Here is a 25,686-nt window from a genome sequence, read left to right as displayed (position 1 = left end):
GGGGGGGGGCGGGGGCCCGCCACCGCCTAGTGCCATCCACACGGTTCCCCCCCCGGGGCCCCCCCCCGGGGGGGGGGGCGCCCCTCGTCGTCGTACCGCAGACCGCTAGCCCGCCGCGTCCTCCCGGCGCACCGACAGCAGGTCCTCCAGCTGCTCCTCCCTGGCCTGCGCGGCGACGAACAGCAGCTCGTCGCCCGGTTCCAGGGAGTCGTCGCGGGACGGGGTGAGGACCCGGGTGCCGCGGATGATCGTGACCAGGGAGGTGTCCTCCGGCCATTCCACGTCGCCCACCTGGGTGCCGGCGAGGGCCGACTCCTCCGGGAGGGTCAGTTCGACCAGGTTCGCGTCGCCGTGGCTGAAGCGCAGCAGGCGGACCAGGTCACCGACCGAGACCGCCTCCTCGACCAGGGCCGACATCAGACGCGGGGTGGAGACCGCCACGTCGACGCCCCAGGACTCGTTGAAGAGCCACTCGTTCTTCGGGTTGTTCACCCGGGCCACGACGCGCGGGACGCCGTACTCCGTCTTCGCCAGCAGGGAGACGACCAGGTTGACCTTGTCGTCGCCCGTCGCGGCGATCACGACGTTGCAGCGCTGGAGCGCCGCCTCGTCCAGGGAGGTGATCTCGCAGGCGTCGGCCAGCAGCCACTCCGCCTGGGGGACCCGCTCGACCGAGATGGCGGTCGGCGTCTTGTCCACGAGCAGGACCTCGTGGCCGTTCTCCAGCAGTTCGCCCGCGATCGAGCGGCCGACCGCGCCGGCACCGGCAATGGCGACCCTCATCAGTGACCGCCCTCCTCTTCGGGACCCTTGGCGAAGGACGCCTCGACCTTGTCGACCTCGTCGGTGCGCATCATCACGTGCACCAGGTCGCCCTCCTGCAGCACCGTCTGCGACGTGGGCAGGATCGCCTCGCCGAGCCGCGTGAGGAACGCCACGCGGACGCCCGTCTCCTCCTGGAGCCTGCTGATCTTGTGGCCCACCCAGGCGGTCGAGGTGTGCACCTCGGCGAGCTGGACACCACCGCTGGGGTCGCGCCACAGGGGCTCGGCGCCCGAGGGGAGCAGTCGGCGCAGCATCTGGTCGGCGGTCCAGCGGACCGTGGCGACCGTGGGGATGCCCAGGCGCTGGTAGACCTCGGCGCGGCGGGGGTCGTAGATCCGGGCCGCGACGTTCTCCACGCCGAACATCTCGCGGGCGACGCGCGCCGCGATGATGTTGGAGTTGTCACCGCTGGAGACGGCCGCGAAGGCGCCGGCCTCCTCGATGCCGGCCTCGCGCAGGGTGTCCTGGTCGAAGCCGACCCCGGTGACCCGGCGGCCGCCGAAGCCGGGGCCGAGACGGCGGAAGGCGGTGGGGTCCTGGTCGACCACGGCGACCGTGTGCCCCTGTTGCTCCAATGTCTGGGCCAGAGCGGAACCCACTCTTCCGCAGCCCATGATGACGATGTGCACGACCGTCCTTCCGGTGTCCAAAAACTACAGCTCAGCATCAGGGTCTCAGACCGACGCCCAAGCTACACACGCGCGGTAGGACGTCGGCACCCCTGTGCACGGTTGCCGTCACTCCCGGTGTCCCGGCGACGGCTGATGCTCCGCGCGCTCGCGAGTGTCAGGATTCCGAGGCCGACGAGGGTCGCGGCGGCGCCGATCACTTCCGCCGTGGCGTGCATGGGACCTCCGGAGGGCGGCTACGGCCGGGAAACGGGCGGGAGTCAGTCATATAGGCATGAAGGCCGGGCCGCCTGCGGAATCCGCAGCGGAAGCGCTTGTGGATTTCACCCGGTGAGCAGATGGAAGGCGGGGGACCGCCGCTCGGGCGTGTCGAGAGCGGGGGAGGGTGGTTGAGCACCCGTTCGAACGCCTACGATGCTCTGTTGTGTCCAAACTGACCGACGTGCCCAAACGGATCTTGATCGGGCGCGCACTGCGCAGTGACCGGCTGGGCGAAACGCTCCTGCCGAAGCGCATCGCCCTCCCCGTCTTCGCCTCCGACCCGCTGTCCTCCGTGGCCTACGCCCCCGGAGAGGTGCTGCTGGTCCTGTCCATCGCGGGCGTGTCGGCGTACCACTACAGCCCCTGGATCGCCCTCGCGGTCGTCGTGCTGATGTTCACCGTGGTCGCCTCCTACCGGCAGAACGTGCACGCCTACCCCAGCGGCGGCGGGGACTACGAGGTGGCCACGACCAACCTCGGCTCCAAGGCGGGCCTCACCGTCGCCAGCGCCCTGCTCGTCGACTACGTCCTGACCGTCGCCGTGTCGATCGCCTCCGGCATCGAGAACCTCGGCTCGGCGGTCCCCTTCGTGGTCGAGCACAAGGTGCTGTGCGCGGTCGGCGTGATCGTGCTGCTCACCCTGATGAACCTGCGCGGCGTCAAGGAGTCCGGCAAGCTCTTCGCGATCCCGACGTACGTTTTCGTCGGCGGCGTCTTCGTCATGATCGCGTGGGGCGCCTTCCGCGGACTGGTGCTGAACGACACCATGCGCGCGCCGACCGCCCAGTACACGATCAAGGCCGAGCACCAGGGTCTGGCCGGCTTCGCCCTGGTCTTCCTGATGCTGCGCGCCTTCTCCTCCGGCTGTGCCGCGCTCACCGGTGTCGAGGCGATCTCCAACGGCGTGCCGGCCTTCCGCAAGCCGAAGTCGAAGAACGCCGCGACCACGCTGGCCGCGATGGGTCTGCTCGCCGTCACCATGTTCTGCGGCATCATCGTCCTCGCCCTGACGACCAAGGTCCGCATGGCCGAGAACCCGGCCACCGACCTGCTCAAGCACGGCGTCGGGGTCGGCGCCGACTACGTCCAGAACCCGGTGATCACCCAGGTCGCCGAGGCAGTCTTCGGCAAGGGCAGCTTCTTCTTCGTGGTGCTCGCCGCGGCCACCGCGCTCGTGCTGTTCCTGGCCGCCAACACGGCCTACAACGGCTTCCCGGTGCTCGGCTCGATCCTCGCCCAGGACCGCTACCTGCCCCGCCAGCTGCACACCCGCGGCGACCGCCTCGCCTTCTCCAACGGCATCGTGCTGCTGGCCGGCGCCGCGACCTTGCTGACCGTGATCTACGGCGCCGACTCCACCCGGCTGATCCAGCTCTACATCGTCGGCGTGTTCGTGTCCTTCACCCTCAGCCAGACCGGCATGGTCCGGCACTGGAACCGCCACCTCGCGGTCGAGAAGGACCCCGCCAAGCGCAGCCACATGATCCGCTCGCGGGCGATCAACACCTTCGGTGCCTTCTTCACCGGCCTGGTGCTGGTCGTCGTCCTGGTCACCAAGTTCACGCACGGCGCCTGGGTGGCGCTCCTGGGCATGTGCATCTTCTACGCGACGATGACCGCCATCCGGAAGCACTACGACGGCGTCGCCGCGGAGATCGCGGCCCCCGAGGGCCCGAGCGACGACAGCGTGCGGCCCTCCCGCATCCACTCCGTCGTCCTGATCTCCAAGATCCACCGCCCGACGCTGCGCGCCCTCGCCTACGCCAAGCTGATGCGCTCGGACTCGCTGGAGGCGCTCACCGTCAACGTCGACCCGGCAGAGACCAAGGCGCTGCGCGAGGAGTGGGAGCGGCGCGGGATCGACGTACCGCTGAAGGTGCTGGACTCGCCCTACCGCGAGATCACGCGGCCGATCATCGAGTACGTCAAGAGCCTGCGCAAGGAGTCGCCGCGCGACGCGGTGTCCGTGATCATCCCGGAGTACGTGGTCGGCCACTGGTACGAGCATCTGCTGCACAACCAGAGCGCGTTGCGGCTGAAGGGCCGGCTGCTGTTCACGCCGGGGATCATGGTGACGTCCGTGCCCTACCAGCTGCAGTCCTCGGAGCTGGCGCGGGCCCGGGCCCGCAAGCGGCAGGAGTGGAACGCGCCGGGTTCGGTGCGGCGCGGCCCCGCCCAGGCGGGCCGGGCGAAGGAGCCGTCGGGCACCTCGGGCACCTCGGGCACCTCGGGCACCTCGGGTACGCCGGGCCCGCAGGGCTGACGCTCGCCGGTCAACGGCCGGACGGCACCCACGTAGACTGGTGGGCTGTTGTCCGGCCGCCGTTCTTTCTCACCTCTGGAGTCACCCCGCCATGCAGGCAGAACCGAAGAAGTCGCTGGTCGGGGCGGAGTACGAGGTCGAGGTCGGCCCCGTCGCCCACGGCGGGCACTGCATCGCCCGCACGGAAGAGGGCCAGGTGCTGTTCGTCCGGCACGCGCTGCCCGGTGAGCGGGTCGTGGCGCGCGTGACCGAGGGCGAGGAGGGGGCCCGCTTCCTGCGCGCGGACGCCGTGTCCGTGCTGGAGGCGTCCAAGGACCGTGTCGAGGCGCCCTGCCCCTACGCCGGTCCCGGCCGCTGCGGCGGCTGCGACTGGCAGCACGCCAAGCCGGGAGCGCAGCGCCGGCTGAAGGGCGAGGTCGTCGCCGAGCAACTGCGCCGGCTCGCGGGGCTGACGCCCGAGGAGGCCGGCTGGGACGGCACGGTGATGCCGGCCGAGGGGGACAAGCTGCCGGCGGGCGAGGTGCCGCAGTGGCGCACCCGCGTGCAGTACGCGGTGGACGCCTCCTCCGGACGGGCGGGGCTGCGCCGGCACCGCTCGCACGAGGTGGAGCCGATCGACCACTGCATGATCGCGGCCGCCGGAGTGAGCGAGCTCGGTATCGAGAAGCGGGACTGGACCGGCATGGCGTCCATCGACGCGATCGCGGCGACCGGTTCGCAGGACCGCCAGGTCATCCTGGAGCCGAGGCCGGGCGCCCGGCTGCCCATCGTCGAACTGGACAAGCCGGTCTCCGTGATGCGGGTCGGCGAGAAGGACGGCGGCATCCACCGGGTGCACGGCCGCCCCTTCGTACGCGAGCGCGCCGACGGCCGTACCTACCGCGTGGGCAGCGGCGGCTTCTGGCAGGTGCACCCGAAGGCCGCCGACACCCTGGTCACCGCGGTCATGCAGGGGCTGCTCCCGCGCAAGGGCGAGACGGCGCTCGACCTGTACTGCGGAGTGGGTCTCTTCGCGGGCGCCCTCGCCGACCGGCTCGGCGAGAAGGGAGCCGTCCTCGGCATCGAGTCCGGCAAGCGCGCCGTCGAGGACGCCCGGCACAACCTCGCCGACTTCGACCGGGTCCGCATCGAGCAGGGCAAGGTCGAGTCCGTCCTGCCCCGTACCGGCATCACCGAGGTCGACCTCATCGTCCTGGACCCCCCGCGCGCGGGTGCCGGCCGCAAGACCGTCGAACACCTCTCCTCCCTGGGCGCCCGCCGCATCGCCTACGTCGCCTGCGACCCCGCGGCGCTCGCCCGCGACCTGGGGTACTTCAGGGACGGGGGGTACCGGGTGCGGACGCTGCGGGCGTTCGATCTGTTTCCGATGACGCACCACGTGGAGTGTGTGGCGATTCTGGAACCCGCGACAAAGGGCGTCTGACCTGCTGCTCTTCTGATTTCCCAGGTTGCGGGCGGGTCGTGCCGACAAGTTTCTGAAGCTCCACCCCGTGGAGCATGATGCAGGTTACTGCCACCTGCCCCACCTGCGGTTTCGCAGCGGGGCGCGGGTCGAGAACGCTCTGCCTCAACTTCGTGAGGGCCGGGTTCGGCGAATGTCTTGACGCTCGTTCGACGCTGATTCTGACGGAGCGTGACGCGGTTGTCCCGGACCAGATAGCGCGGGTCAATCGCCAGCCGGCACGTCCTGTCGGTGGGAAGGCGACGCGCACCCGCACTCCGGGATGGCGGCAGCCGAGTGCGAGCCGGTGTCGCAAGCGAGCGAGGGCGGATGCCCAGGTGAGCTGGTTGCCGCAGTCTGCTCAGCCCTGAGGAGGACAGACTCTTGGCTACGGTGTTCACCCGCGCCGCCTCGGCGGGCGCCGGATGCACCGCGGCGAGCATCCCGATCGCGGGGCCGCCACCACGGCGGCGCCCCGGGACCAGCAACGATGTCCTTGCGGAAGGGCGGGAGAAGCCGCACCGTGAGCTGTCACGGCTTCCCCCTTGGTTTGTGGCAGGGTCGCTCAGGTGCGGGTCCAGCGTTGGTTGTTGCGAGGCGGATGTGTTCACGCAGCCGCTCACTGATCGCCCTCGGGCGTCCTCCGCTCCATTTTGGGTCCAGTGCATCGAACCCCCGCTCGATGAAGGAGCGCGATGTCGCGGACGGGTCCGCTTGACCCTGTCGAGGGCGCCTGAAGCCGACCGTAGAGACCGCGGTCCACGCGTCGTGTGCGGACCGCTTCGTCCTTCCCGCTCACCTGGCCCGTAGGACGTCGAGCGCTGTGAGTGCCACGTGCAGTTCGGTGCGGTGTTCGCCGGACTCGAGATCGCAGTCGAGTATCCGCTCGATGCTGCGCAGACGTTGGTAGACGGTCTCGCGGGACAGACAGCCGGAGCGGGCTGCCAGGGTCTTGTTGCCTGCCGCGTCAAGGTAGTGGCGCAAGGTCGTCAGCAAGTCCGTTCCGTGGCGGGCGTCATGGTCGAGGAGCCGGCTGAGCCGGCGCTCGGTGAAGTCCTGGATCCGGGTGTCCTCCCGGAGCGCGAAGAGCAGGCGGCGCAGGCCGATGTCGGATGGCTTGTGGTAGGAGCGTCCCGGCGGGAGCGGCCGGCCGGGCTCGGTGGCTTCGGTGACGCGGGTCGCCTCGCGGAAGGATCGGGCGACATCGAAGAGGTCCGCCGCCTCGCTGCCTGCGCTGACGGTGGCCCCCGGCGCCAACTCGAGTACGGTGCGGCTCAGGTGTTCGACCACGGGTGGGCAGGGCCGGCCGGGGCGCAGGGACAGGAGGATGCCGAGGCGCGTGGGGCCGAGCACGCCGACGAGGGCCTGTGTCCCCTGCTTCCTCAGCTCTTCGCAGAGGAGGGCCTCGCTCTTCGTCGCGTCGGTCTCCTGAGGGAAGTCCGCGAGCACGGCCATGAAGTTGCAGTCCTTGGTGGACAGGCCCAGTGCGGCGACCCGGGCATCGGCGTCCGTAGGAGAGTGGTGACGTTGTCCGACGAGGTCGCGCAGGAGATTGCGGTGTGCGGTGCGTTCCCAGGGCACGGGGTGGATGACGCGGGCGATGGTGAGGGCCATCGCAGCTCTCTCCAGGACCGTCACAGCGGTGGGGCCGAACGTCGACGGGGTGGGCTGGCGTGGCGGGGCGGGCAGCATGACCACCCGGCCCCAGCTTTCGCCCTGGTACTCCACGGATGTCACGAGCCAGCCGCCGGGTCCGGACACGGATGTGCGGCCGGCGGGAGGTGTCGCTCGAGAGCGCCGTTCCCAGTCGCTGAGCGCTGCCTCGACCGTGTCTGCGGAGGGCGCGCAGATCAGTGCCTGGTGGGCCAGGTTCTCCAGGACGACGGTGTGGCCGCTCATCTCAGCGGCGGCACGTACGACCTCCTCGGCCACAGCGCCGCGCAGGGTGAGGGCGGTGAACGCCTCGTGAATGCGCTGGGTCCGGCGCATCTCCTCGGCCTGGTTGCCGAGGATGAGAGCGTGGACGACCTGTGTGACCTCAAGGAAGTTGACGTCCTGTGCCAGGGTCACGAGGGGGAGCCCGCGGGCCTCGCAGGCATGGACCAGGGCGTCGGGCGGGCGGTGGTAACGGCGGACCAGTTCGATGACCAAGGCCGCCGCGCCGATGTCGGCGAGTTCGTTCACGTAGCGGCGTACGCCGGCCGGCTCCTCGGGCAGGGGCATACCGGTGGTCAGTACGAGCTCGCCGCCCTTGAGGAAAGAGGCGGGGTCGGTCAGCTCGGTCATGTGAACCCAGCGAACGGGACGGTCGAGCAGGTCTGCTCCGGTGACGACCTGCGGCTGCCCGGCGGACAGGACGGGAAGGGTCAGAACGTCGGCCACGGTGAGCGGATGGCCCGCGGTGGCCATGTCCGGGCCTGCCAAGGAGGCGCCAAGACCGTCGGTGAAGGGCCTTGCAGCCGTGTGGTGCTTCTCGAGCATGGGACCTCCCTGGGTGCTCCGTCACCCTGACAAGCCTCACTGACCTGCGCAAGAGCTATGAATGGGCCGCTGAGCAGAACGAGCGGGGCGTGATGCCCGGTGCGGCTGACACAACGTCCGGATGCCGCGGCGCGGGCGGACAGATCGAGCATTGGCGTCACCGAGGTACGCGGAGATGCTCGACCGGACCGGAGCCAGACCGACGACCCGCCGGGAGACGAACATGACTGCACTGTCGCCGCACCTTCGCCAGGCCACGCCCGTGGTGGCGGTCCGGGGAGAGGGCGTCCACCTCTACGGTGATGACGGCCGCCGCTACCTTGACTTCACCGCCGGTATCGGCGTGACCAGCACCGGGCACTGCCACCCCAAGGTCGTAGCGGCTGCCCAGGAACAGGTGGGCACCCTCGTCCACGGCCAGTACACGACAGTCATGCACCAGCCACTGCAGCGGCTTGTCGACAAGCTGGGCGGGGTCTTGCCCGAAGGGCTCGACAGCCTGTTCTTCACCAACTCCGGCAGCGAGGCGGTGGAGGCGGCGCTGCGGCTGGCCCGGCAGGCCACCGGCCGCCCCAATGTCATCGTCTGTCACGGCGGCTTCCACGGCCGTACGGTCGCCGCCGCCTCCATGACGACCTCCGGCACCCGCTTCCGGTCCGGCTTCTCCCCGCTGATGAGCGGTGTCGTCGTCACTCCGTTCCCGTCTGCGTACCGGTACGGCTGGGACGAGGAGACCGCGACCCGCTTCGCCCTGAAGGAGCTGGACTACACGCTCCAGACGATCTCCTCGCCCGCCGACACGGCCGCGATCATCGTCGAGCCGGTGCTCGGCGAGGGTGGATACGTCCCCGCCAACCGCGCCTTCATGGAGGGCCTGCGGGAGCGGGCTGACCGCCACGGCTTCCTGCTGATCCTCGACGAGGTACAGACGGGCGTCGGCCGCACCGGTCGCTTCTGGGGTCATGACCACTTCGGCGTCACGCCCGACATCCTCGTCACCGCCAAGGGCCTGGCCAGCGGGTTCCCGCTGTCAGGAATCGCCGCCTCCGAGGACCTGATGACCAAGGCGTGGCCCGGCTCGCAGGGCGGTACGTACGGCGCCAACGCCGTCGCCTGCGCCGCGGCCTGCGCCACCCTCGACGTCGTCCGAGACGAGAGGCTCGTCGAGAACGCCGAGGCGATGGGCAAGCGCCTTCGCCAAGGCCTGGAGGCGGTGGCCGACCGGACCGTAGGCATCGGCGACGTACGCGGCCTCGGGCTCATGCTCGCCACCGAGTTCGTCACCGAGGACGGCAGTCCGGACCCCGAGACTGCCGCCCGCGTGCAGCGCGCCGCTGTCGACCAGGGCCTGCTCCTGCTTCTGTGCGGCGCCTGGAACCAGGTCGTGCGGATGATCCCGGCCCTGGTGATCGACGAGACGGCGGTGGACCAGGGCCTTCAGGCATGGGCGGCCGCGGTGGAGGCCGGCACATCGGGAGCGGCGCGGCGTTGACACGGTCGGGCCGGGGCGCCGTCCTTTCCGGCCGCACCGGCCTGCGCGCACCGAGGGCTCCTGTGCGGTCGTCACCGCGGCGACGGTCCGCCTGTTGGCGACCGCACAGGCTCCCACACCGCTCGCTCCCTCGCGTCTTGGGTCAGGAGCTTGCGGAAGTCGCGCAGGTAAGCGGCCAGGTTCTCCGGCGCTGCCGTACGTCCAGTCACGTCCCTCGGGGAGGCCGGTGACGGAGTCCGAGCCGCAGTGGGCCCGTATGGCGGCCACGATTGCCTCGTCCAAGCCCATCACCGAGGTGAGAGGGGCGCAGCGCCTGCAGCATGGCGCTCACGGAACGCTGATCTACTGCCGGTCTTCGGACCTCCGCCGGGAGACGGCTGTGACCCAGCACCTCAGCCGGCTGGCTTTGACCGGGAATGCTGACGTCGTTTGGCCGTGAAAGTTGACGGCGGTTCGTGACCTCGGGCCGGCTGGATGTTGGTGAATTCTGACGGCAGTCCGGATGGTGTGGGGATGGATTAGTGGGCGAGTTCGCGGCTGTGAGCGAGGCGGCAGGACTCGGTGCCTTGCGAAAACCATTGGTGCCCGGATTGCTCCGCTGATGGACTGACGTTCTACCGTGAGTCTGCCGCGTGACGGAGGTAGTGGTTGTGACAGGTTATGACGTGCTTGCCGAGGTGTACGAATGGCTCATCTCGGATGCAAAGTTGCCTCCGGCCGAGTTCGCTGCGACGTTCGACGACGTCCTGAATCTCCTGCCGTCGAACGCTCAGGTCCTCGACTGTTCGTGCGGAACCGGACAGTTGGCGGTTGGTCTCGCCGGTCGTGGCATCCAGGTTGTCGCAACTGACGCCAGCGAGGCGATGGTTCGTCGGACTGCAGCGTTGTCCGAGGAGTTCGGGGCATCCGTCCGGGCCTTACGGGCGAACTGGGAAGAGTTGCCCGACCATTTCCAGGACAACACGTTCGACATGGTGTTCTGCGTTGGCAACTCGCTTCACCATGCCACGGGCGCGACAGGCAGGGGTGCTGCTCTGGAGTCGATGGCACGACTCCTGCGCCCAGGCGGGCGCTTGGTACTCACATCCCGCACTTGGGAAGTCGTGAGGGCCGGAGGTTCCCGGCTGGAGATCAGTGACCGACTCGTCCGCCGGAACGGTCGCGATGCCGTCGTGGTCTACCGCTGGGAGATTGCGCCGCATTGGGAGGAGGAGCACCACATCGAGATTGCGATCGCGCAAGTTGATGCGACCGGGTTGGTTCTTGTCCGCTCGGAAGTGCTGTCCTGCTGGCCCTACCGGTACGAGGAACTCGAAGTCGAGCTGCACCGGGTCGGACTCCAGACGGAACTGAGCACGTTCGATCTTGACGCCGAGAACTACATGGTGGTCGCGAGCAAGGTATGAACACCGGACTCTCAATCCCTGGCCGGACCGCGCGGTTCCTCCCAGGACGTTGCGTCCCTGGCCTTCGACTTGACACCGCATCCCCGACGGTGACGTCGGAATTCGCGAACGTCTTTCTGGGCCGTCACCTGGTGCCGTCAGCTTTCACGAACAACTGACGTGACCAATTACCGACAGAACCAGCCGGCCATTCAGCGCCTCAATCGGGCGGTGCTTCGGTGACAGAAACGGTCAGTGCATCGGGGGTCCGTGCTTCGTCGAGGCTGTCCTTCACGCGACCATGGTCGGGACCATCGAGTCGTCGGCTGCTTCGCTGAAGGGCAGAGGGGGCGTAATGGATATTCGGCAGCTGGAGTACTTCCTTGCGATCGTTGATCGTGGGGGGTTCAACCGTGCGGCCTCGGCTCTGTACGTGTCGCAGCCGTCGCTGTCGCAGGCCGTGCGGGCACTGGAGCGTGATCTCGGTTCCGAGTTGTTCCATCGCATCGGGCGTAGGGCAGTGCTGACGGAGGCCGGAAGGGCTCTGATCGAGCCTGCCCGGGAGGCCGTGCGGAGTCTGGAGACGGCGCGGGCGAGTGTCGCGGCGGTGCATGAGCTGCGTGAGGGGCGCCTGGACCTGGCATCCGTGCCGTCGCAGGCGGTGGAGCCGCTGACGAGTCTGGTGAGTGCCTTCAGCCACCGGTATCCGGGCGTCTCCGTGGCCATCAAAGCGGCGTTCACCTCGCGTGATGTGATCGACATGGTGCGCTCGGGTGCCGTGGAACTGGGGCTCTTGGCGTCCGCCGGGCCGCTCTCCGACAAGGAGGTCGTCTCCCATGCGCTGGGGCGGCAGCGCTTTGTGCTGATGGTGCCGGCCGACGGCCCGTTCGCTGATCGGACGGCGGTGGAGTGCCAGGAGCTGGCAGGACAGCGGCTGATCGTCGGGCAGCCGGGTACCGGGATGCGCGCCTACGTCGACGCGCTGCGGGAACAGGGCATCGAGTTCACCGTCGCCGCCGAGACCGAGCACCGGGTGTCGCTCATGCCCCTGGTACTGGCCGGTGTCGGGCTCGCGGTGGTCATGGATTCCTGGCGGGACCTCGCCCGGCAGCTGGGCGCCCGCGTCCTGGACATCGAGCCGGAGACCACCTTGGACATCGCTCTCGTCAGCCGCCGCGGCAGCCTGTCGCCGGCAGCTGCCGCGTTCGTCACGGCCGCCGGCAGCTGATAGGCGCCCCTTATAAGGGATATCCGCTTTGCGTCTTGGACGCCCCGCGGACCGCCTTGCTGCAATCGACGGCATGAAGACCAACCACCGCATTGCCCTGATCCCCGGCGACGGCATCGGCGCCGAGGTACTGCCCCCAGCACAGCAGGTGCTCGATGTGCTCGGCCGCCGCCACGGCTTCAGCCTGTCCTACACGTCGTACGACTGGTCGTGCGAGCGGTACCTGCGGGAGGGCGCGATGATGCCCGCCGACGGGATCGACCAGCTGCGCGACAAAGACGCGATCCTGCTGGGCGCCGTCGGCTACCTGGGGGTGCCGGACCATGTCTCGCTGTGGGGGTTGCTGATCCCGATACGGCGCAGCTTCCGCCAGTACGTCAACCTCCGGCCCGTCCGTGTCTTCGCAGGCATCGACAGTCCGGTGCGCGGCGCACAGCCGGGCGAGGTCGATCTCGTCGTCGTGCGGGAGAACGCCGAGGGCGAGTACAGCGAGATCGGCGGACGGCTGAACCAGGGCACGCCCGAGGAGCTGGCCGTCCAGGAAGCGGTGTTCACCCGGGCCGGGGTCACCCGTATCGCCGACTACGCGTTCTCGCTCGCCGCCCGCCGCCGAGGGAAGCTCACCTCCGCCACGAAGTCCAACGGCATCATTCACACCATGCCGTTCTGGGACGAGCTGATCGCCGAGCGGGCCGCCGAGCACCCCGGCGTCACCTGGGACCAGGAGCACATCGACGCGCTGGCGGCCAAGTTCGTCCTCGATCCCGCCCGCTTCGACGTCGTCGTCGCCTCCAACCTCTTCGGCGACATTCTCAGCGACCTCGCGGCCGCGGTCGCCGGATCCATCGGGATCGCCCCGGCGGCCAACCTCAACCCCGAGGGTGACTTCCCCTCGATGTTCGAGCCCGTACACGGCTCAGCGCCCGACATCGCAGGCCAGGGCATCGCCAACCCGTTGGGCGCGATCTGGTCCGCGGCCATGATGCTCGACCACCTCGGCCATCCAGCCGCGGCCAAGGACATCACGGACGCGATCGCGTCGGTCCTGGCCAAGACCGATACCCGCACCCGTGACCTGGGCGGAACCGCGACCACCGCCGAGTTCACCGACAGGCTGATCGAGCTCCTCTGAGCCATGTTCTTCCGCGGTGGGCGGAAGGGACGACGCCGCCCACCGGTCGCCCCCCGCGCGCCCGGGCCATGCGGTGAACGTGAGGTCGGACCCGACGCACGTACACAAGGCGTCTCCTCGGGTACCGGTCGCCGCGACGCGGGTTACGGCCGACGTGCTCGTCATACGCCGGGAACAGCTGCTTCTCCCGCGTCCAGAACCAGCACCGCGACGTGCAGGGACGTGCGCTCCAGACCTGATTCCAGGTCGCAGCCGAGGAGCCGCTCGATGGTGTGCAGGCGCTGGTAGTACGCCTGTCGGGACATGCCGGCGCGTTTCGCCGCGACCGACTTGTTCCCGGCCGCCGCCAGATAGGCGCGCAGTGCCGGGAGCAGATCGCCGCTGTTGCGGTCGTCGTGCTCGATGAGGCGGGTCAGTTGCCGTTCGGCGTACCGCTGAAGACGGGTGTCTTCCCGAAGGATGCCCAGCAACTCCGGCAGCCGGACGTCGGCGGGGACGTAGAACCACCGCTCGGGGGAGGCCGGTGTGATGGCCTCGGCCGTCTGCTCCGCCTCCTGCCACGACCGGGCGATCCCGCCGAGGTCGGTCACCCCGGGGCCGACGGCGACGACTGCCCGTGGTCCGAGCTCTTCCCGGGTCAGGCGGCCGATCTGCTCGGCGACCGGCTGCCAGGCGCTCGCCTGTGCCAGGGCCATGAGTACACCGATACGGCCCGGGGCCGTATCGCCGACCAGGGCGCGGACACCGGTGTGCGTCAGCGCCTTCGCGATCCGCTCGTCGAGGTGTTCCCCCTCGGTGCCGGTGTACGGGTGGCGGATGACCACGGCGAAGAGGCGGTGTCCGAGGGTGGGCAGTCCCAGTGCCTCGGCGCGGGCACGGGCGTCCGCGGGGGAGCGGAAACGCCGTTCGTACAGGTCCCGCAGTACGGAGCGGTGGGCTCGGCGCTCCCACCAGGCCTGCCCCGCCAGACGCGCCATGGTCAGCGCGATCGCCGCACGCTCCAGCACCAGGACGTGTTCCGGGTCGGGCTCGGCGCTCAGCCGGTCCTCCAGCAGGACCAGCCGCCCCCACGGGCCGTGGTGATCCTGCACCGGCGCGATCAGCCACCCCTCCGGGCCGCTCGGCGTGATCCTCTCCGGTGTCGGGGCGGCCCGCGAACGCCGCGACCAGGCCGACACCACCGGCTCGTACGGCCGGCCGAGCAGCTCGCACATCAGAACCCGGTGGGTGAGATCCTCCAGTACCACGGGGGCTCCGGTGAGCTCCGCGGTGGTGTGCACCAGTTCCTCGGGGTCCGCGCCCCGCAGCGTCAGAGCGGTGAAGATGTCCTGGATGTCCCGTCCGCGGCGCAGCAGGGCCCCCTGGGCGTCCAGGATGAGCGCGTGCACGGTCTGCGTGACGTCGATGAACCGGACGCCCCGGGCCAGCTCGACCAGCGGCACGTCACGAGCGCGGCACGCCGCCACCAGCTCCTGGGGCACCTTCTGGTACCGGTAACCGAGCTCCACGATCAGGCCGGCCGCGCCGACATCCGCGAGCTGGTCGACATAGCCGCGCAGCTCGGAGGCGTCCTCTGGATGCGGCACACCGGTCGTCAGGATCAGCTCGCCGCCCTCCAGGAAGTCCGCGGGGTTGAGCAGCTCGGTGACATGCACCCAGCGCACCGGGCTGTCCAGTTGCGACTCGCCGGCCAGCACGCGCGGCATCCCCTCGGCGAGCACGGGCAGGCCCAGTACCTCCTTAAGGGTAGGGAAGTGCCCGGTTGCATGGTGTCTGGGCGGCATAGGGGGTCTTTCATCCGAGGGAATCGGGCTCACCTTCGCACCGGCCACTCATCGTGACAAGAGGAGAGCCCTCATTTGTGCAGTCCGGCCGTCCGCAGTGACAGACCGTCTCGAGAAGGCCCCGAGTCGGAACACTGTGTGGGTTGACCTGCAGGTTCTGCCGGGCGGAAAGTGAACGCCATCCCCAGCAGGATCCGGACTGGAAAGGTCCGCACGGTGTTCCGCACCGTGCTGGGGCCCGATTGCCACCCGGACCACACCATCGAGAGGAGCGACTTCATGCGCATCCCGAAGCGCGTCGCCGTGATCGGTGCCGGCAGCATGGGCAGCCAGGCCATGTGGCGACTGGCCGCCCGCGGAGCCGAGGTCATCGGCTACGACCGTTACGCACCGGGGCACGACCGAGGCGCGGCCGGGGGCGAGAGCCGGATCTACCGAGCCGCCCACCTCGGCGAGCCCGCGTACATTCCGCTGCTGCGGCTGGCGGACCGGATGTGGGAGCAGCTCCAGGCGGAGACGGGCCGGTCGCTGCGACGCCGCAGCGGCAGCCTCGTGATGGGAGAGACCGCCTCTCCGTCCATGCGCCTCCTCCTGTCCACCAGCGCCGCGCACGGGCTGGATCACGAGGTCTTGGACCGGGAGGAACTCGGCCGCCGCTACCCGCAGCACCGGCTCCCGGGCGGACACACCGCTGTCCTCGACCGGTTGGGCGCCGTCATCAGGCCGGAGGCGTCGATCCAGGCCGCCGCCGCCCGTGCCGAGCACCTGGGCGCCCGGCTGCACCGCTACACCACGGTGCGCGAGGTCGTCCCCGCGGCGGGCGGCGGGGTGCAGATCGTCACCGACCTGGGCACGGACCACGTGGACGCCGCCGTGGTGACCGTGGGCCCCTGGATCAACACCCTGCTCGCGGGCCTCCCCCGGACCGTTGACGTCCGCCGGGTGCTCTGCTCCTGGCACCTGCCCACCCGCCACGACTGGTTCGCGGGCGGTGCCCCTTCCTTCGTGCGCGCCGCACCCCACGACTGCTTCGGAATCCCGTCGCCCGACGGCATCTCCGTCAAGCTCGGCCTCTCCTTCAAATACCATGCGCCGGTGCCCGAGCCCGATCGGCTCGACCGTACCGTCCGCCCCGAAGAACTCGGTGTCTTCCGCGAGCTCATCGGTGAACTCATGCCCGACCTGAACCCCGATCCCATCAGGACGTCGGCCTACATGGAGGGCTACACGGAGTCCGGAAACCCGATCGTCGGTCATCTCCCCGGCGAGGACGACATCATCGTCATGGCCGGGTTCTCCGGCAGCGGTTTCAAGTTCTCGCCCGCGATGGGAGAGATCGCCGCCGACCTGGCGCTCTACGGCACCACGGAGCACCCTGTCGACTTCCTTGCTCCGGCAGGAGTCGGCGCCGCCTGATCCCCGGCGATGGTCGACGTCATCGCCCCCCACTCCCCACTCCCGACATCTCTGTCATGAGCATGCCTAAAGAGGGTCCGCGCTGGCCCTGACCGGTCCCCCGACGCAAGAAAGTGGAGCACCTCCATGCCCATTCCCTCGTTCCAGTTCCGCCCGAAGTACGTCTCGTTCGACTGCTACGGCACGTTGATCGAGTGGCCGATGACCCCCATCACGCGTGAGCTCGTCGGCGACCAGATCCAGGCCGAGCACTGGGACCAGTTCGTCAAGGAGTTCCGCGGCTACCGCTACGACTCGGTCCTCGACAAGTACTACCCCTACGAGCAGACGCTGCAGGCCGCCTTCGAGCGGGTCTGCCGCAAGTGGAGCGTCACGGCGGCCCCGGACGCGGGCAAGCGGCTGGCCGACGGTGTGCGCAGCTGGGGGCCGCACGCGGACGTGCCGGAGCCGCTGAAGAAGATGGGTGAGCACTACAAGCTGGTGATCCTGTCCAACGCCGACGACTCCTTCCTCGCGGAAAGCGTGCCGCGGCTGGGCGCCGACTTCCACGCCGTCTTCACCGCCGAGCAGGCCGGCTACTACAAGCCCCGCTACGCCGCGTTCGAGTACATGCTCGACCAGCTCGACGCGTCCCCCGAGGACTTCGTGCACGTCTCCTCGCACACCCGCTACGACCTGATGCCGATGCACGACATGGGCTTCCGCAACCTCGTCCTGCTGGACCGCGGCTGCGACCCGGTCACCCACGGCTACGACTACGTGACCGTCAAGTCCCTGGACGAGCTCAACCAGATGCTGGGCATCTGACGCGCGACGCGCACCCGCCCCCCGTCCGATCCGCACGTCGTCCCCGCATCACGGATTCCCCGTATCCCCGTATCCCCGTATCCCCGTATCCCCGTATCCCCAGGATTCTCCAGGAGGCACCGCCATGGAAACCAACCGGACAGGCCGCAGAAACGTATTCCGCACCGCAGGCGCCGTGGCCGCCGCGATGCAGGTCAACAGACACCTGAGCATCCCGATCGTCACCACCGCCCTGGCCCTCGCGCTCGCCGCGTGCGGGGCAACTGGCACCGCACAGAACGCGGCGGCGAAGAGCACGACGCAGGGCGGGGGATCCGGCGCGTCGGCCGAGCACACCGACGACATCTCGGTGGGCGTGACGCCGGACCAGAACGCGGTGAAGCTGCTGCCCGCGGTGGTGAAGGCCAAGGGCACGCTCTCGGTGGCCATGGACCTGGCCTATCCGCCCACCACGTTCATGGCATCGGACAACAAGACCCCGATCGGGTTCAACCCGGACATGTCCCGGCTGATCGCCGCCAAGCTCGGCCTGAAACTCCAGATCAACAACGTCAAGTTCGACACCATCATCACCGGACTGCAGGCCGATCGGTACGACTTCACCGCCTCCACCATGGGTGCCACCAGCGACCGGCTGAAGGTGCTCGACATGGTCGACTACGTCAACTCCGGGACCGGCGTGTCCGTCCCTTACGGCAACCCGCAGAAGCTGGGCACCCACACACTGTGCGGGCACCGCGTCGCCGTCCCCTCCGGCAGCACCGCGGAGCTGCAGTGGCTGCCCCAGCTGTCCAAGCAGGACTGTACGAACAAGGGCAAGCCGGCCATCAAGTCGGTGAGCCTGCCCAGCGTGAACGACGCTCTGACCCAGCTGGTCTCCAAGCGGATCGACGCGGTGATGTACGACTTCATCTCGCTCGAGTGGGCGGCCGCGCAGCAGCCCAAGACGTTCGACGTCCTCAAGCCCCTGGTGGCCACCAAGCCCGCGACCGTCGCGTTGAAGAAGGACTCGCCGCTGACCCCCGCGGTGAAGGCTGCCATCCAGTCGATCATCGACGACCCCAAGTACACCCAGGCGCTGGACCGCTGGGGTCTCAAGGACCTCGGGATCAAGACCGCGGCCATGGCAGTCCCGCAGGACTGACATGTCCACGGATCTGATCGGTACGAAGACCAGGAGCCGACCGGTGTCACAACTGCTGGCCGAAGAAAAGAAGCGGATCACGCCGAAACGTCCGCGTGACTACGTCGCCTGGGCCGTCGCGATCGCGATCGTCGCCGGTCTGGTGTGGACCGCGGTGACGAACGAGAACTATCGCTGGTCGGTGGTGTTCAGCTACTTCACCACCGAGACCATCCTCAACGGCCTGCTGATCACGCTCCTTCTGACCGCGGCGAGCATGGCCCTGGGCACGCTGCTCGGGCTGGTGCTGGCGGTGATGCGCATGTCGCACCAGCGGCCCGTCTCCGGGCTCGCCCAGCTCTACATCACCTTCTTCCGCGGCACCCCGGTGCTCGTGCAGCTGGTCTTCTGGTTCAACATCGCGGCGCTGTACCCGCACCTCTCGATCGGCATCCCGTTCACCGACATCTCCACGCCGGTGAACGTGAACGCGATCATGACGCCGATGACCGCGGCCATCGTCGGGTTGACGCTCAACCAGGCCGCCTACATGTCCGAGATCATCCGCGGCGGGTTCGCCTCGGTCAGTCGGGGACAGCACGAGGCGGCGGAGTCCTTGGGCATGTCGGGGTTCACCAAGCTCCGGCACGTGATCATCCCGCAGACCATGCCGGCGGTCATCCCGGCCACCGGCAACCAGGTGATCGGCATGCTCAAGGAGACCTCGCTGGTGAGCGTGCTCGGCGTCGCCGATCTGCTGAACAGCGCACAGTCGATCTACGCCCGCAACTACCAGACGATCCCGCTGCTGATCGTGGCCAGCCTCTGGTATCTGATCATGACGCTGGTGCTGAGCGTGCCGCAGTCCATGATCGAGCGCCGTTTCTCCCGCTCGACCCGGGCACGGCTGACCCCGGCCGCCACGTCGGCCGAGCCGGGGGCGGGCCAGCCAGTTCCCACCACGAGGGAGTCCCTGCTGTGAACGCCGACGGAACGATCGTCGCACGCAAGCTGTGCAAGAGCTTCGGACGTCACCAGGTCCTGCGTGACATCGACCTGACCGTCGCGGCCGGGGAGATCTCCTGCATCATCGGGCCGAGCGGATCGGGGAAATCGACATTGCTGCGGTGCGTCAACGGTCTGGAGACCGTCGACCGCGGAGTCCTGCGGGTCAATGGAGAGGACTTCGGCTACGTCGAGAAGGACGACGCCTACCACGCCGTCCGCCCGCAGCGGCTGGCCGAGCAGCGTGCCCGCATCGGCATGGTGTTCCAGCAGTTCAACCTGTTCCCGAACATGACCGCCGAAAGCAATGTCATGTCCGGACCGGTGCTGGTGCAGAAGAAGGACCGCGCCACCTGCCGGGAGCAGGCACAGGAGCTGCTGGCCAAGGTCGGCCTCAAGGGCTGTGGCCACAAGTACCCCGCTCAACTCTCCGGCGGCCAGCAGCAGCGCGTGGCCATCGCCCGCGCGCTGGCGATGGAACCCACCATCATGCTGTTCGACGAACCCACCAGCGCGCTGGACCCCGAGCGCGTGGGTGAAGTACTCGCCGTCATGCGCGACCTCGCCGGCAACGGAATGACCATGCTGCTCGTCACCCACGAGATGGGCTTCGCCCGCGAGGTCGCCGACGAAGTGCTCTTCATGGACGAAGGCATCGCAGTCGAGCGCGGTGACGCCCGTGAAGTGCTGGCCAACCCCCGTGAGAAACGAACCCAGGCCTTCCTCGAAAGGGTGCTGTAGGCAGCGGCTCCGGCAGGTGGCAGCGGCTCCGGCAGCGAGGCTGGAGGAGACGCTGACCGACCGCGGTGGGCGTGACACCCGCGCCCTGCCGATGGTCTCCAACGCCCGCCGTTTCGACGTCGCCCCGACCGTCACAGCCGGTCAGCGCGGTCCTCATCGCCCTGGCGTCCTCGCCCTCAGAACTGACATCGCCGTCGGCGGGGCCCCCGGTGCTGCCCGGCCGCGCCTCCTTCGAAACTCCCCGCTAAGGACCCGAAATGAAGACGATTCCCTACTGGATAGAAACCGCCGGGGCGTTTCCCGACCGATCCGGTAAGCCGCTGACCGAGGACGCCGACCTGGTGGTTGTCGGCGCCGGCCTGACGGGTCTGTCCACCGCCCTGCACTCCGCCCGCAAGGGCGCCCGCGTCACCCTCGTCGAAAAGGGCCAGATCGGCTCCGGTGCCTCCGCCCGCAACGGCGGTATGGCCAACCTGGGCTTCACCATCGGCGTGGGCCAGGCCATCCGCCGGTACGGAATCGAACGGGCCCGCGAGATCTACAACTCCTACGGCGAGGCCGTGGACACCGTCGAGCGGCTCGTGAACGAGGAGTCCATCGACTGCCAGTTCCGCCGCGTCGGACGCCTGGGTGTCGCGTCTCGCCCCGCCCACTTCGAGAGCAAGAAGGCCCAACAACGTGACCTGGCCAAGTACTTCGGACACGAGACCACTCTGATCGGCAAGGCCGAGCTGCGGTCCGAGATCGGGTCCGACGCCTACCACGGCGGCCTGCTCGACCCGTTCAGCGCGGCCCTGCACGTCGGCCGCTTCGTGCGCGGTATGGCCGAGGCGTGCGAGCGCACAGGTGTCGAGATCCACGAGCGCAACGCGGCCATCGGCGTCCGGCGTACCGCCGCCGGCCGGTTCGAGGTCAGCACCGAGCGCGGTGTCATTCGTACCGGGCAGGTCATGATGGCCACCGACGCCTACACCGACAAGAACTTCCCGTGGCTGCGCCGACAGCAGGTCTGCGTGGGCAGCTTCATCATCGTCACCGAGCCGCTCGGCGAGGAGTTCGCCCGGGACATCATCCCCAAGGCCCGCCTCATCGTCGACTCCAACAAGGTCTGCCACTACTTCCGGCTCACCCCGGACAACCGGCTGCTGTTCGGCGGCCGCGCCCGTTTCGCCCCGTCCGACCCCACCTCGGACAAGAAGAGCGGGGCCGTCCTGTTCCGTGAGATGTGCGAGATCTTCCCCCAGCTCTCCCGCACGAGGATCGAGTACGTGTGGGGCGGCTCCGTCGGCTTCGCCATGGACCGCATCGTGCACGCCGGGCAGACCGAGGACGGCGTCCACTACTCCATGGGATACGCCGGCCACGGCGTGCAGATGGCCACCCACATGGGGCACGTCATGGCCGAGGTGATGGACGGCCACCCCGAGGTCAGCCCCGTCCGCGACATCGCCCCGCCTCGCATCCCCCTCTACAACGGCACTGCCTGGTTCCTGCCCTTCGCGGGCGCCTACTACAAGACGCTCGACCGCATCCGCTGACCGGTCGGCAGCCTCTCTACACCTATAAGGAGACACCCACGATGACTGTCGTCCGTGATGTTCCCAAGCAGCTGTTCATCGGCGGCGATTGGCAGGACGCGGAGTCCGGCCGGACCCTGTCCGTCGACAACCCGGCCACCGGCGAGGAACTGTGCCAGGTCGCCGACGCCTCACCCGACGACGGTCGGCGTGCGGTCGAGGCGGCGGTCGCCGCGCAGGCCGCCTGGGCCGCCACCCCGCCGCGCGTGCGCAGCGAGATCCTGCGCCGCGCCTACGACATCATCATCGCGCGCACTGAGGACCTCGCGCTGCTGATGACCCTGGAGATGGGCAAGCCCCTGGCCGAGGCGCGTGCCGAGGTCGCCTACGGCGCGGAGTTCTTCCGCTGGTTCTCCGAGGAAGCCGTGCGCATCGACGGCGGCATGATGACCGCCCCCGACGGCAGGAACCGTCTGCTGGTCACCCGTCAGCCCGTCGGCCCCTGCCTGCTCATCACCCCCTGGAACTTCCCCCTGGCGATGGGCACCCGCAAGATCGGCCCCGCCGTCGCCGCAGGCTGCACCATCGTCCTCAAACCCGCCCCCCAGACCCCCCTGACCACCCTCGCACTGGCGGAGATCCTCACTGAAGCGGGCCTGCCGGCCGGGGTGCTGAACATCGTCACCACCTCCGACGCCGCCGGCGTCGTCGAACCCCTCCTTCGCGGTGGGAAGATCCGCAAGCTCTCCTTCACCGGCTCCACCCAGGTCGGGCGGATCCTGCTGGCCCAGTGCGCCGACACTGTCATCCGCACCTCCATGGAACTGGGCGGCAACGCACCCCTCATCGTCTTCGACGACGCCGACCTCGACGTGGCCGTCGAGGGCACCATGGTCGCCAAGATGCGCAACATGGGCGAGTCCTGCTGCGCGGCCAACCGCATCTTCGTCCAGACTTCCGTCGCCGAGGAGTTCGCCTCCCGCCTCGCAGCCCGCATGGCCGCCCTCACCGTCGGACCCGGCACCGAACCCGGCACCGACGTCGGCCCCCTCATTGACCTCGCCGGCCGCAGCAAGGCGCACGACCTGGTGCGGGACGCCGTCAAGCGCGGTGCCACCGCTCTGACCGGCGGTGAACTCCCCGAGGGACCGGGCTGCTTCTACCCGCCCACCGTCCTCACCGGTATCGCCCCCGACTCCGCGATCATCGACACCGAGATCTTCGGCCCCGTCGCCGCGATCCGCGCCTTCGAGACTGAGGACGAGGCCGTCGCCGCCGCCAACGACACCGAATTCGGTCTGGCCGCCTACCTGTTCACCCAGAACCTCGACCGTGCCCTGCGTGTCGCGGAACGCCTCGAAAGCGGCATGATCGGCATCAACACCGGACTGGTCTCCAACCCCGCCGCGCCTTTCGGCGGCGTCAAGCAGTCCGGCCTGGGCCGCGAAGGCGGACGTATCGGCATCGACGAGTTCCTGGAGTACAAGTACATGGCCGTCCCCGTCGGAGCCTGACATGCGCGAGCGACTCGTCGTCCTCTACCGCGGCAACCGGCCCCCCGCCACCGACCGCATCGAGCGCCTCGCGGAAACCGTCTACGCGACCGAGGAGGAACTGCCCTACCTCCTAGCCGGCGCCGACGTCCTGCTGGCCTGGGTGACCATCACCCCGGCCATCCGGGAGGCGTGGCCCGACGATCCGCAGAAGGCGCCCCGCTGGGTCCACGCGTCCTCCGCAGGCGTGGACTCCTTCATGTTCCCCGCCCTGGTGGACGATCCGCAGGTTGTCCTGACCAACGCCCGCGGGGTCTACGAGCAGCCGACCGCCGAGTACGTCCTGGGCCTGATCCTCGCCCTTGCCAAGGACTTCCCCGGCACGTGGGAGCACCAGCGGCGCCGCGAGTGGCGTCCGCGCCCCAGTGACGGCATTACCGGACGCACCGTGCTGGTCTGGGGGACGGGGCCGATCGGCCGGGCCATCGCCCGGCTGCTGCGCGCCGTCGGAATGCGGGTGAGCGGCGCGGGCCGCAAGTCCCGCACGGACGACCCCGACTTCGGCACGGTCCACGGTGCGAGGACCCTGCGCCATGCGCTGACGGAAGCGGACTACGTCGTCCTGGCCGCACCCCTCACCGAGGACACCCGGGCCATGGTCGACGCCTCCGTGCTCGCCGCCATGAAGCCGGGGGCGCGGCTGATCAATGTAGGCCGGGGCGGACTCGTCGACGAGGAGGCGCTGGTCGACCACCTCGCCGCCGGACGGCTCGCCGGCGCGGCCCTGGACGTGTTCGCCCGGGAGCCGCTGCCTGCCGAATCGCCTCTGTGGAACATGCCCGGCGTGATGATCTCCCCGCACACGGCGGGCGAGACCACCAGCGAGCGGGAGGCGCTCGTGGAGGTGTTCCTCGACAACTTCGCCCGGCACATCGAAAGCCGGCCGCTGCGCAACGTGGTGGACAAGCGGCGCGGATACGTGGTCGACGACACGCGCCCAGCCTGAAGGCGAGCAGCACGCGCCTCTGCCGGTGACTCCTACCGGTCGGGGCGCGTGCTACTCGCTTTTCTTTCTCCGACTTGCGGCACCTGGCTGGACCCGGACGCCGAGCAGCATGGAGGGACCGGCCGGCAGCCGCCCGGTCCCATCGCCCCGTACCGCTTCGCTGAGCCGGGCTTATGAAACGGTCAGGTAGATCTTGCGCACGGTTTCGATGGTCTTCCAGACACCGACGTAGCCCGGCTTCATGACAAAGCTGTCGCCTGCCTTGTAGATCACCGGTTCGCCGCCTTCCGGCGTGAGTTCGATGACTCCGGAAAGGATGTGGCAGAACTCGAAGAGCTCGCCCTTGATCGAGTGCGTCTCGCCGGGCGTGGCTTCCCAGACGCCCGTTTTGATCGTCTCCCCGCGGGCGGCGTCCTGGGCCCAGGTCTTGTAAGTCGGGTTGCCGGAAATCAGGCGTTCCGGCAGCGGGCCGGACTCCTGGGGCGCGAAGGAGGGGGTGGGATCGATGGTCTTCAGGAGCGACATGTTCTTCCTCCAGTGGATGTGACGACGACGAAAATCGGAAGCGGACATAACGGGCGGCACCGGGCCGAGTTCGACCAGACTCATCACGCATCTCGGAGTGGGGCCTGACGGCTGCCGCCACGGGTGTTGACTCCGACATGAAGTGCCGGACGATCGGCATCGAAGGCGTTGAGGTGGTGCTGTCCGTCCTCCGCCGCCATGGTGGTGGTGAGGCGTGCCGATCACCGAAGGCGACCTGATGGGCGGCCTCGGCAAGCACCGGATCGACCGTGCCGGGCATGATGCTGGAACCGGCCTGCGCCGGCGGTGTGGAGCGTGCGACTGCCCCGGCCCATCGAGTATTTCTGACGCCCCGCACGGAGCCCACGCGTGATCTGTCCGTCGCGGTCACGATGTTCGGACGTTGTGTCAGTCGGGAGGCCAGAGGGGCATTCATGGCCCCGATCGGTCCAAGGGGAGCTGAAAGCTCAGCTGTATGCTCCCGCAACGTGCCCTCGTGACCCGTTCGGCTGCCAAGGCTCGGACGTCCGACATCCACGAGCGGATCGGTCGCCACGGGCGCATCCAGCGGCACGGACGGGTCTGCGAGCATCCGCCAGGGCGGTGGGGACTTCCCACGATCACGTGGCGGAAGTCTGCGCAGTGTCACCGCCGTGGGTATCGGCTCAGAACGACTTCTCCTTCGCCTTGCAGTAGGCGCGGCCGAACGGCAGGAACCGGGCGGGCGGCAGGACCTCGGTCCCGCGGTCCCGATGCCGTCACCGGGGATGAGGGTGATGCGGTGGTTCTGGGTTCGTCATGGGGCCGATTCCAGCAGCGGGCCGGGCAGCCAAGACGCAATGCCGATGTTCCTTATAAGGTCGCCCTATAAAGCGGCTTTACCGCGGTTCCGTCAGCTCCGTCCAGGAAGTGCATCGCCGCCGGGACATTGGGCCGCGGCGGCTGATCTGCCGGCCTGCCCCGTCGCTTCCACGGACGTTGGAGAGAGAGCCGCAAACTCGCACAGGCCCAGCACACGGCCTTCCGCCGCGTAGCCTGCGGGCAGGGCACCGGTCGGGGGCCGCGCCCGTCTGGCGCATCGTCGTGGCGGTGACGCACGTATGACGCATGAGGGGCTCCGGAAGGCTGGATT

Annotated in this window: 19 protein-coding genes; 14 read left to right on the top strand and 5 right to left on the bottom strand. The window is 69.0% G+C overall.

Going from position 1 to position 25,686, the window contains the following annotated elements:
- Nucleotides 1-105 precede the first annotated feature (105 nt).
- Both ABZ453_RS41080 and ABZ453_RS41075 read right to left on the bottom strand, forming a co-directional pair.
- Entirely contained in the window at nucleotides 106-783 is a 678-nt protein-coding gene (locus ABZ453_RS41080; RefSeq protein WP_356761828.1) for a TrkA family potassium uptake protein, read from the bottom strand.
- Complete coding sequence (locus ABZ453_RS41075) at nucleotides 783-1,454, bottom strand: TrkA family potassium uptake protein (RefSeq protein ID WP_359023555.1); 672 nt, start codon at nucleotides 1,452-1,454, stop codon at nucleotides 783-785. Before ABZ453_RS41075 ends, ABZ453_RS41080 begins: the two co-directional genes overlap by 1 nt.
- A gap of 424 nt (nucleotides 1,455-1,878) precedes the next feature.
- Between ABZ453_RS41075 and ABZ453_RS41070 the strand changes: the two genes are divergently transcribed.
- Nucleotides 1,879-3,978, top strand: a complete 2,100-nt coding sequence (locus ABZ453_RS41070) for an APC family permease (protein WP_359023553.1) — start codon at nucleotides 1,879-1,881, stop codon at nucleotides 3,976-3,978.
- 91 nt (nucleotides 3,979-4,069) lie between these two features.
- Nucleotides 4,070-5,401: a class I SAM-dependent RNA methyltransferase gene (locus tag ABZ453_RS41065; RefSeq protein WP_359023551.1), complete on the top strand. Its 1,332-nt coding sequence runs from the start codon at nucleotides 4,070-4,072 to the stop codon at nucleotides 5,399-5,401.
- An 813-nt stretch (nucleotides 5,402-6,214) separates the two neighbouring features.
- Here the strand turns inward: ABZ453_RS41065 and ABZ453_RS41060 are convergent.
- Complete coding sequence (locus ABZ453_RS41060) at nucleotides 6,215-7,900, bottom strand: PucR family transcriptional regulator ligand-binding domain-containing protein (RefSeq protein ID WP_359023549.1); 1,686 nt, start codon at nucleotides 7,898-7,900, stop codon at nucleotides 6,215-6,217.
- A 223-nt stretch (nucleotides 7,901-8,123) separates the two neighbouring features.
- On the opposite strand from ABZ453_RS41060, the gene ABZ453_RS41055 reads away from it, so the two are divergent.
- The 4 genes from ABZ453_RS41055 to ABZ453_RS41040 all read left to right on the top strand — a co-directional run bounded on the left by ABZ453_RS41055 (nucleotide 8,124) and on the right by ABZ453_RS41040 (nucleotide 13,137).
- Nucleotides 8,124-9,392 carry an aminotransferase class III-fold pyridoxal phosphate-dependent enzyme gene (locus ABZ453_RS41055; RefSeq protein WP_359023547.1) on the top strand — a complete coding sequence of 423 codons (1,269 nt, stop codon included), beginning with the start codon at nucleotides 8,124-8,126 and terminating at the stop codon, nucleotides 9,390-9,392.
- Nucleotides 9,393-10,042: 650 nt separating this feature from the next.
- Nucleotides 10,043-10,798 carry a class I SAM-dependent methyltransferase gene (locus ABZ453_RS41050; protein ID WP_359023559.1) on the top strand — a complete coding sequence of 252 codons (756 nt, stop codon included), beginning with the start codon at nucleotides 10,043-10,045 and terminating at the stop codon, nucleotides 10,796-10,798.
- Nucleotides 10,799-11,132: 334 nt separating this feature from the next.
- Nucleotides 11,133-12,005: a LysR family transcriptional regulator gene (locus ABZ453_RS41045; RefSeq protein ID WP_359023545.1), complete on the top strand. Its 873-nt coding sequence runs from the start codon at nucleotides 11,133-11,135 to the stop codon at nucleotides 12,003-12,005.
- A gap of 73 nt (nucleotides 12,006-12,078) precedes the next feature.
- A complete protein-coding gene (locus ABZ453_RS41040; protein WP_359023543.1) occupies nucleotides 12,079-13,137 on the top strand; it encodes a tartrate dehydrogenase in 1,059 nt (352 codons plus the stop codon).
- 161 nt (nucleotides 13,138-13,298) lie between these two features.
- Here ABZ453_RS41040 and ABZ453_RS41035 read toward each other — a convergent pair whose 3' ends face one another.
- Nucleotides 13,299-14,921, bottom strand: a complete 1,623-nt coding sequence (locus ABZ453_RS41035) for a PucR family transcriptional regulator ligand-binding domain-containing protein (protein ID WP_359023541.1) — start codon at nucleotides 14,919-14,921, stop codon at nucleotides 13,299-13,301.
- A gap of 279 nt (nucleotides 14,922-15,200) precedes the next feature.
- Here ABZ453_RS41035 and solA point away from each other — a divergent pair, with 279 nt between their 5' ends.
- The 8 genes from solA to ABZ453_RS40995 all read left to right on the top strand — a co-directional run bounded on the left by solA (nucleotide 15,201) and on the right by ABZ453_RS40995 (nucleotide 24,029).
- Nucleotides 15,201-16,337: an N-methyl-L-tryptophan oxidase gene (gene solA / locus ABZ453_RS41030; RefSeq protein ID WP_359023539.1), complete on the top strand. Its 1,137-nt coding sequence runs from the start codon at nucleotides 15,201-15,203 to the stop codon at nucleotides 16,335-16,337.
- Between the two features lie 126 nt (nucleotides 16,338-16,463).
- Nucleotides 16,464-17,144: a haloacid dehalogenase type II gene (locus tag ABZ453_RS41025; RefSeq protein WP_359023537.1), complete on the top strand. Its 681-nt coding sequence runs from the start codon at nucleotides 16,464-16,466 to the stop codon at nucleotides 17,142-17,144.
- A 124-nt stretch (nucleotides 17,145-17,268) separates the two neighbouring features.
- The gene (locus tag ABZ453_RS41020) at nucleotides 17,269-18,288 is read left to right on the top strand and encodes an ABC transporter substrate-binding protein (protein WP_359023535.1); all 1,020 of its coding nucleotides are present in this window, start codon (nucleotides 17,269-17,271) and stop codon (nucleotides 18,286-18,288) included.
- 1 nt (nucleotide 18,289) lies between these two features.
- Nucleotides 18,290-19,249, top strand: coding sequence for an amino acid ABC transporter permease (locus tag ABZ453_RS41015; RefSeq protein ID WP_359023533.1), 960 nt, complete (start codon nucleotides 18,290-18,292; stop codon nucleotides 19,247-19,249).
- Nucleotides 19,246-20,013, top strand: a complete 768-nt coding sequence (locus tag ABZ453_RS41010; protein WP_130438146.1) for an amino acid ABC transporter ATP-binding protein — start codon at nucleotides 19,246-19,248, stop codon at nucleotides 20,011-20,013. Before ABZ453_RS41015 ends, ABZ453_RS41010 begins: the two co-directional genes overlap by 4 nt.
- Before the next feature lie 257 nt (nucleotides 20,014-20,270).
- Nucleotides 20,271-21,551: an FAD-binding oxidoreductase gene (locus tag ABZ453_RS41005; protein WP_359023530.1), complete on the top strand. Its 1,281-nt coding sequence runs from the start codon at nucleotides 20,271-20,273 to the stop codon at nucleotides 21,549-21,551.
- A gap of 41 nt (nucleotides 21,552-21,592) precedes the next feature.
- Nucleotides 21,593-23,044 (top strand): NAD-dependent succinate-semialdehyde dehydrogenase, encoded by a 1,452-nt coding sequence (locus tag ABZ453_RS41000; RefSeq protein WP_359023528.1) that lies wholly within the window; start codon nucleotides 21,593-21,595, stop codon nucleotides 23,042-23,044.
- Nucleotide 23,045: 1 nt separating this feature from the next.
- Entirely contained in the window at nucleotides 23,046-24,029 is a 984-nt protein-coding gene (locus tag ABZ453_RS40995) for a D-2-hydroxyacid dehydrogenase (RefSeq protein ID WP_359023526.1), read from the top strand.
- A 171-nt stretch (nucleotides 24,030-24,200) separates the two neighbouring features.
- Here ABZ453_RS40995 and ABZ453_RS40990 read toward each other — a convergent pair whose 3' ends face one another.
- Complete coding sequence (locus ABZ453_RS40990) at nucleotides 24,201-24,638, bottom strand: cupin domain-containing protein (protein WP_359023524.1); 438 nt, start codon at nucleotides 24,636-24,638, stop codon at nucleotides 24,201-24,203.
- Nucleotides 24,639-25,686: the final 1,048 nt, after the last annotated feature.

Origin of the sequence: Streptomyces sp. NPDC005799 (assembly GCF_040630525.1) — a bacterium.
GTDB classification, from domain to species: Bacteria; Actinomycetota; Actinomycetes; order Streptomycetales; family Streptomycetaceae; genus Streptomyces; species Streptomyces griseorubiginosus_B.
The sequence above is the reverse complement of the archived record's forward strand: the minus strand, read 5'-3'. Positions and strand labels throughout refer to the sequence as shown.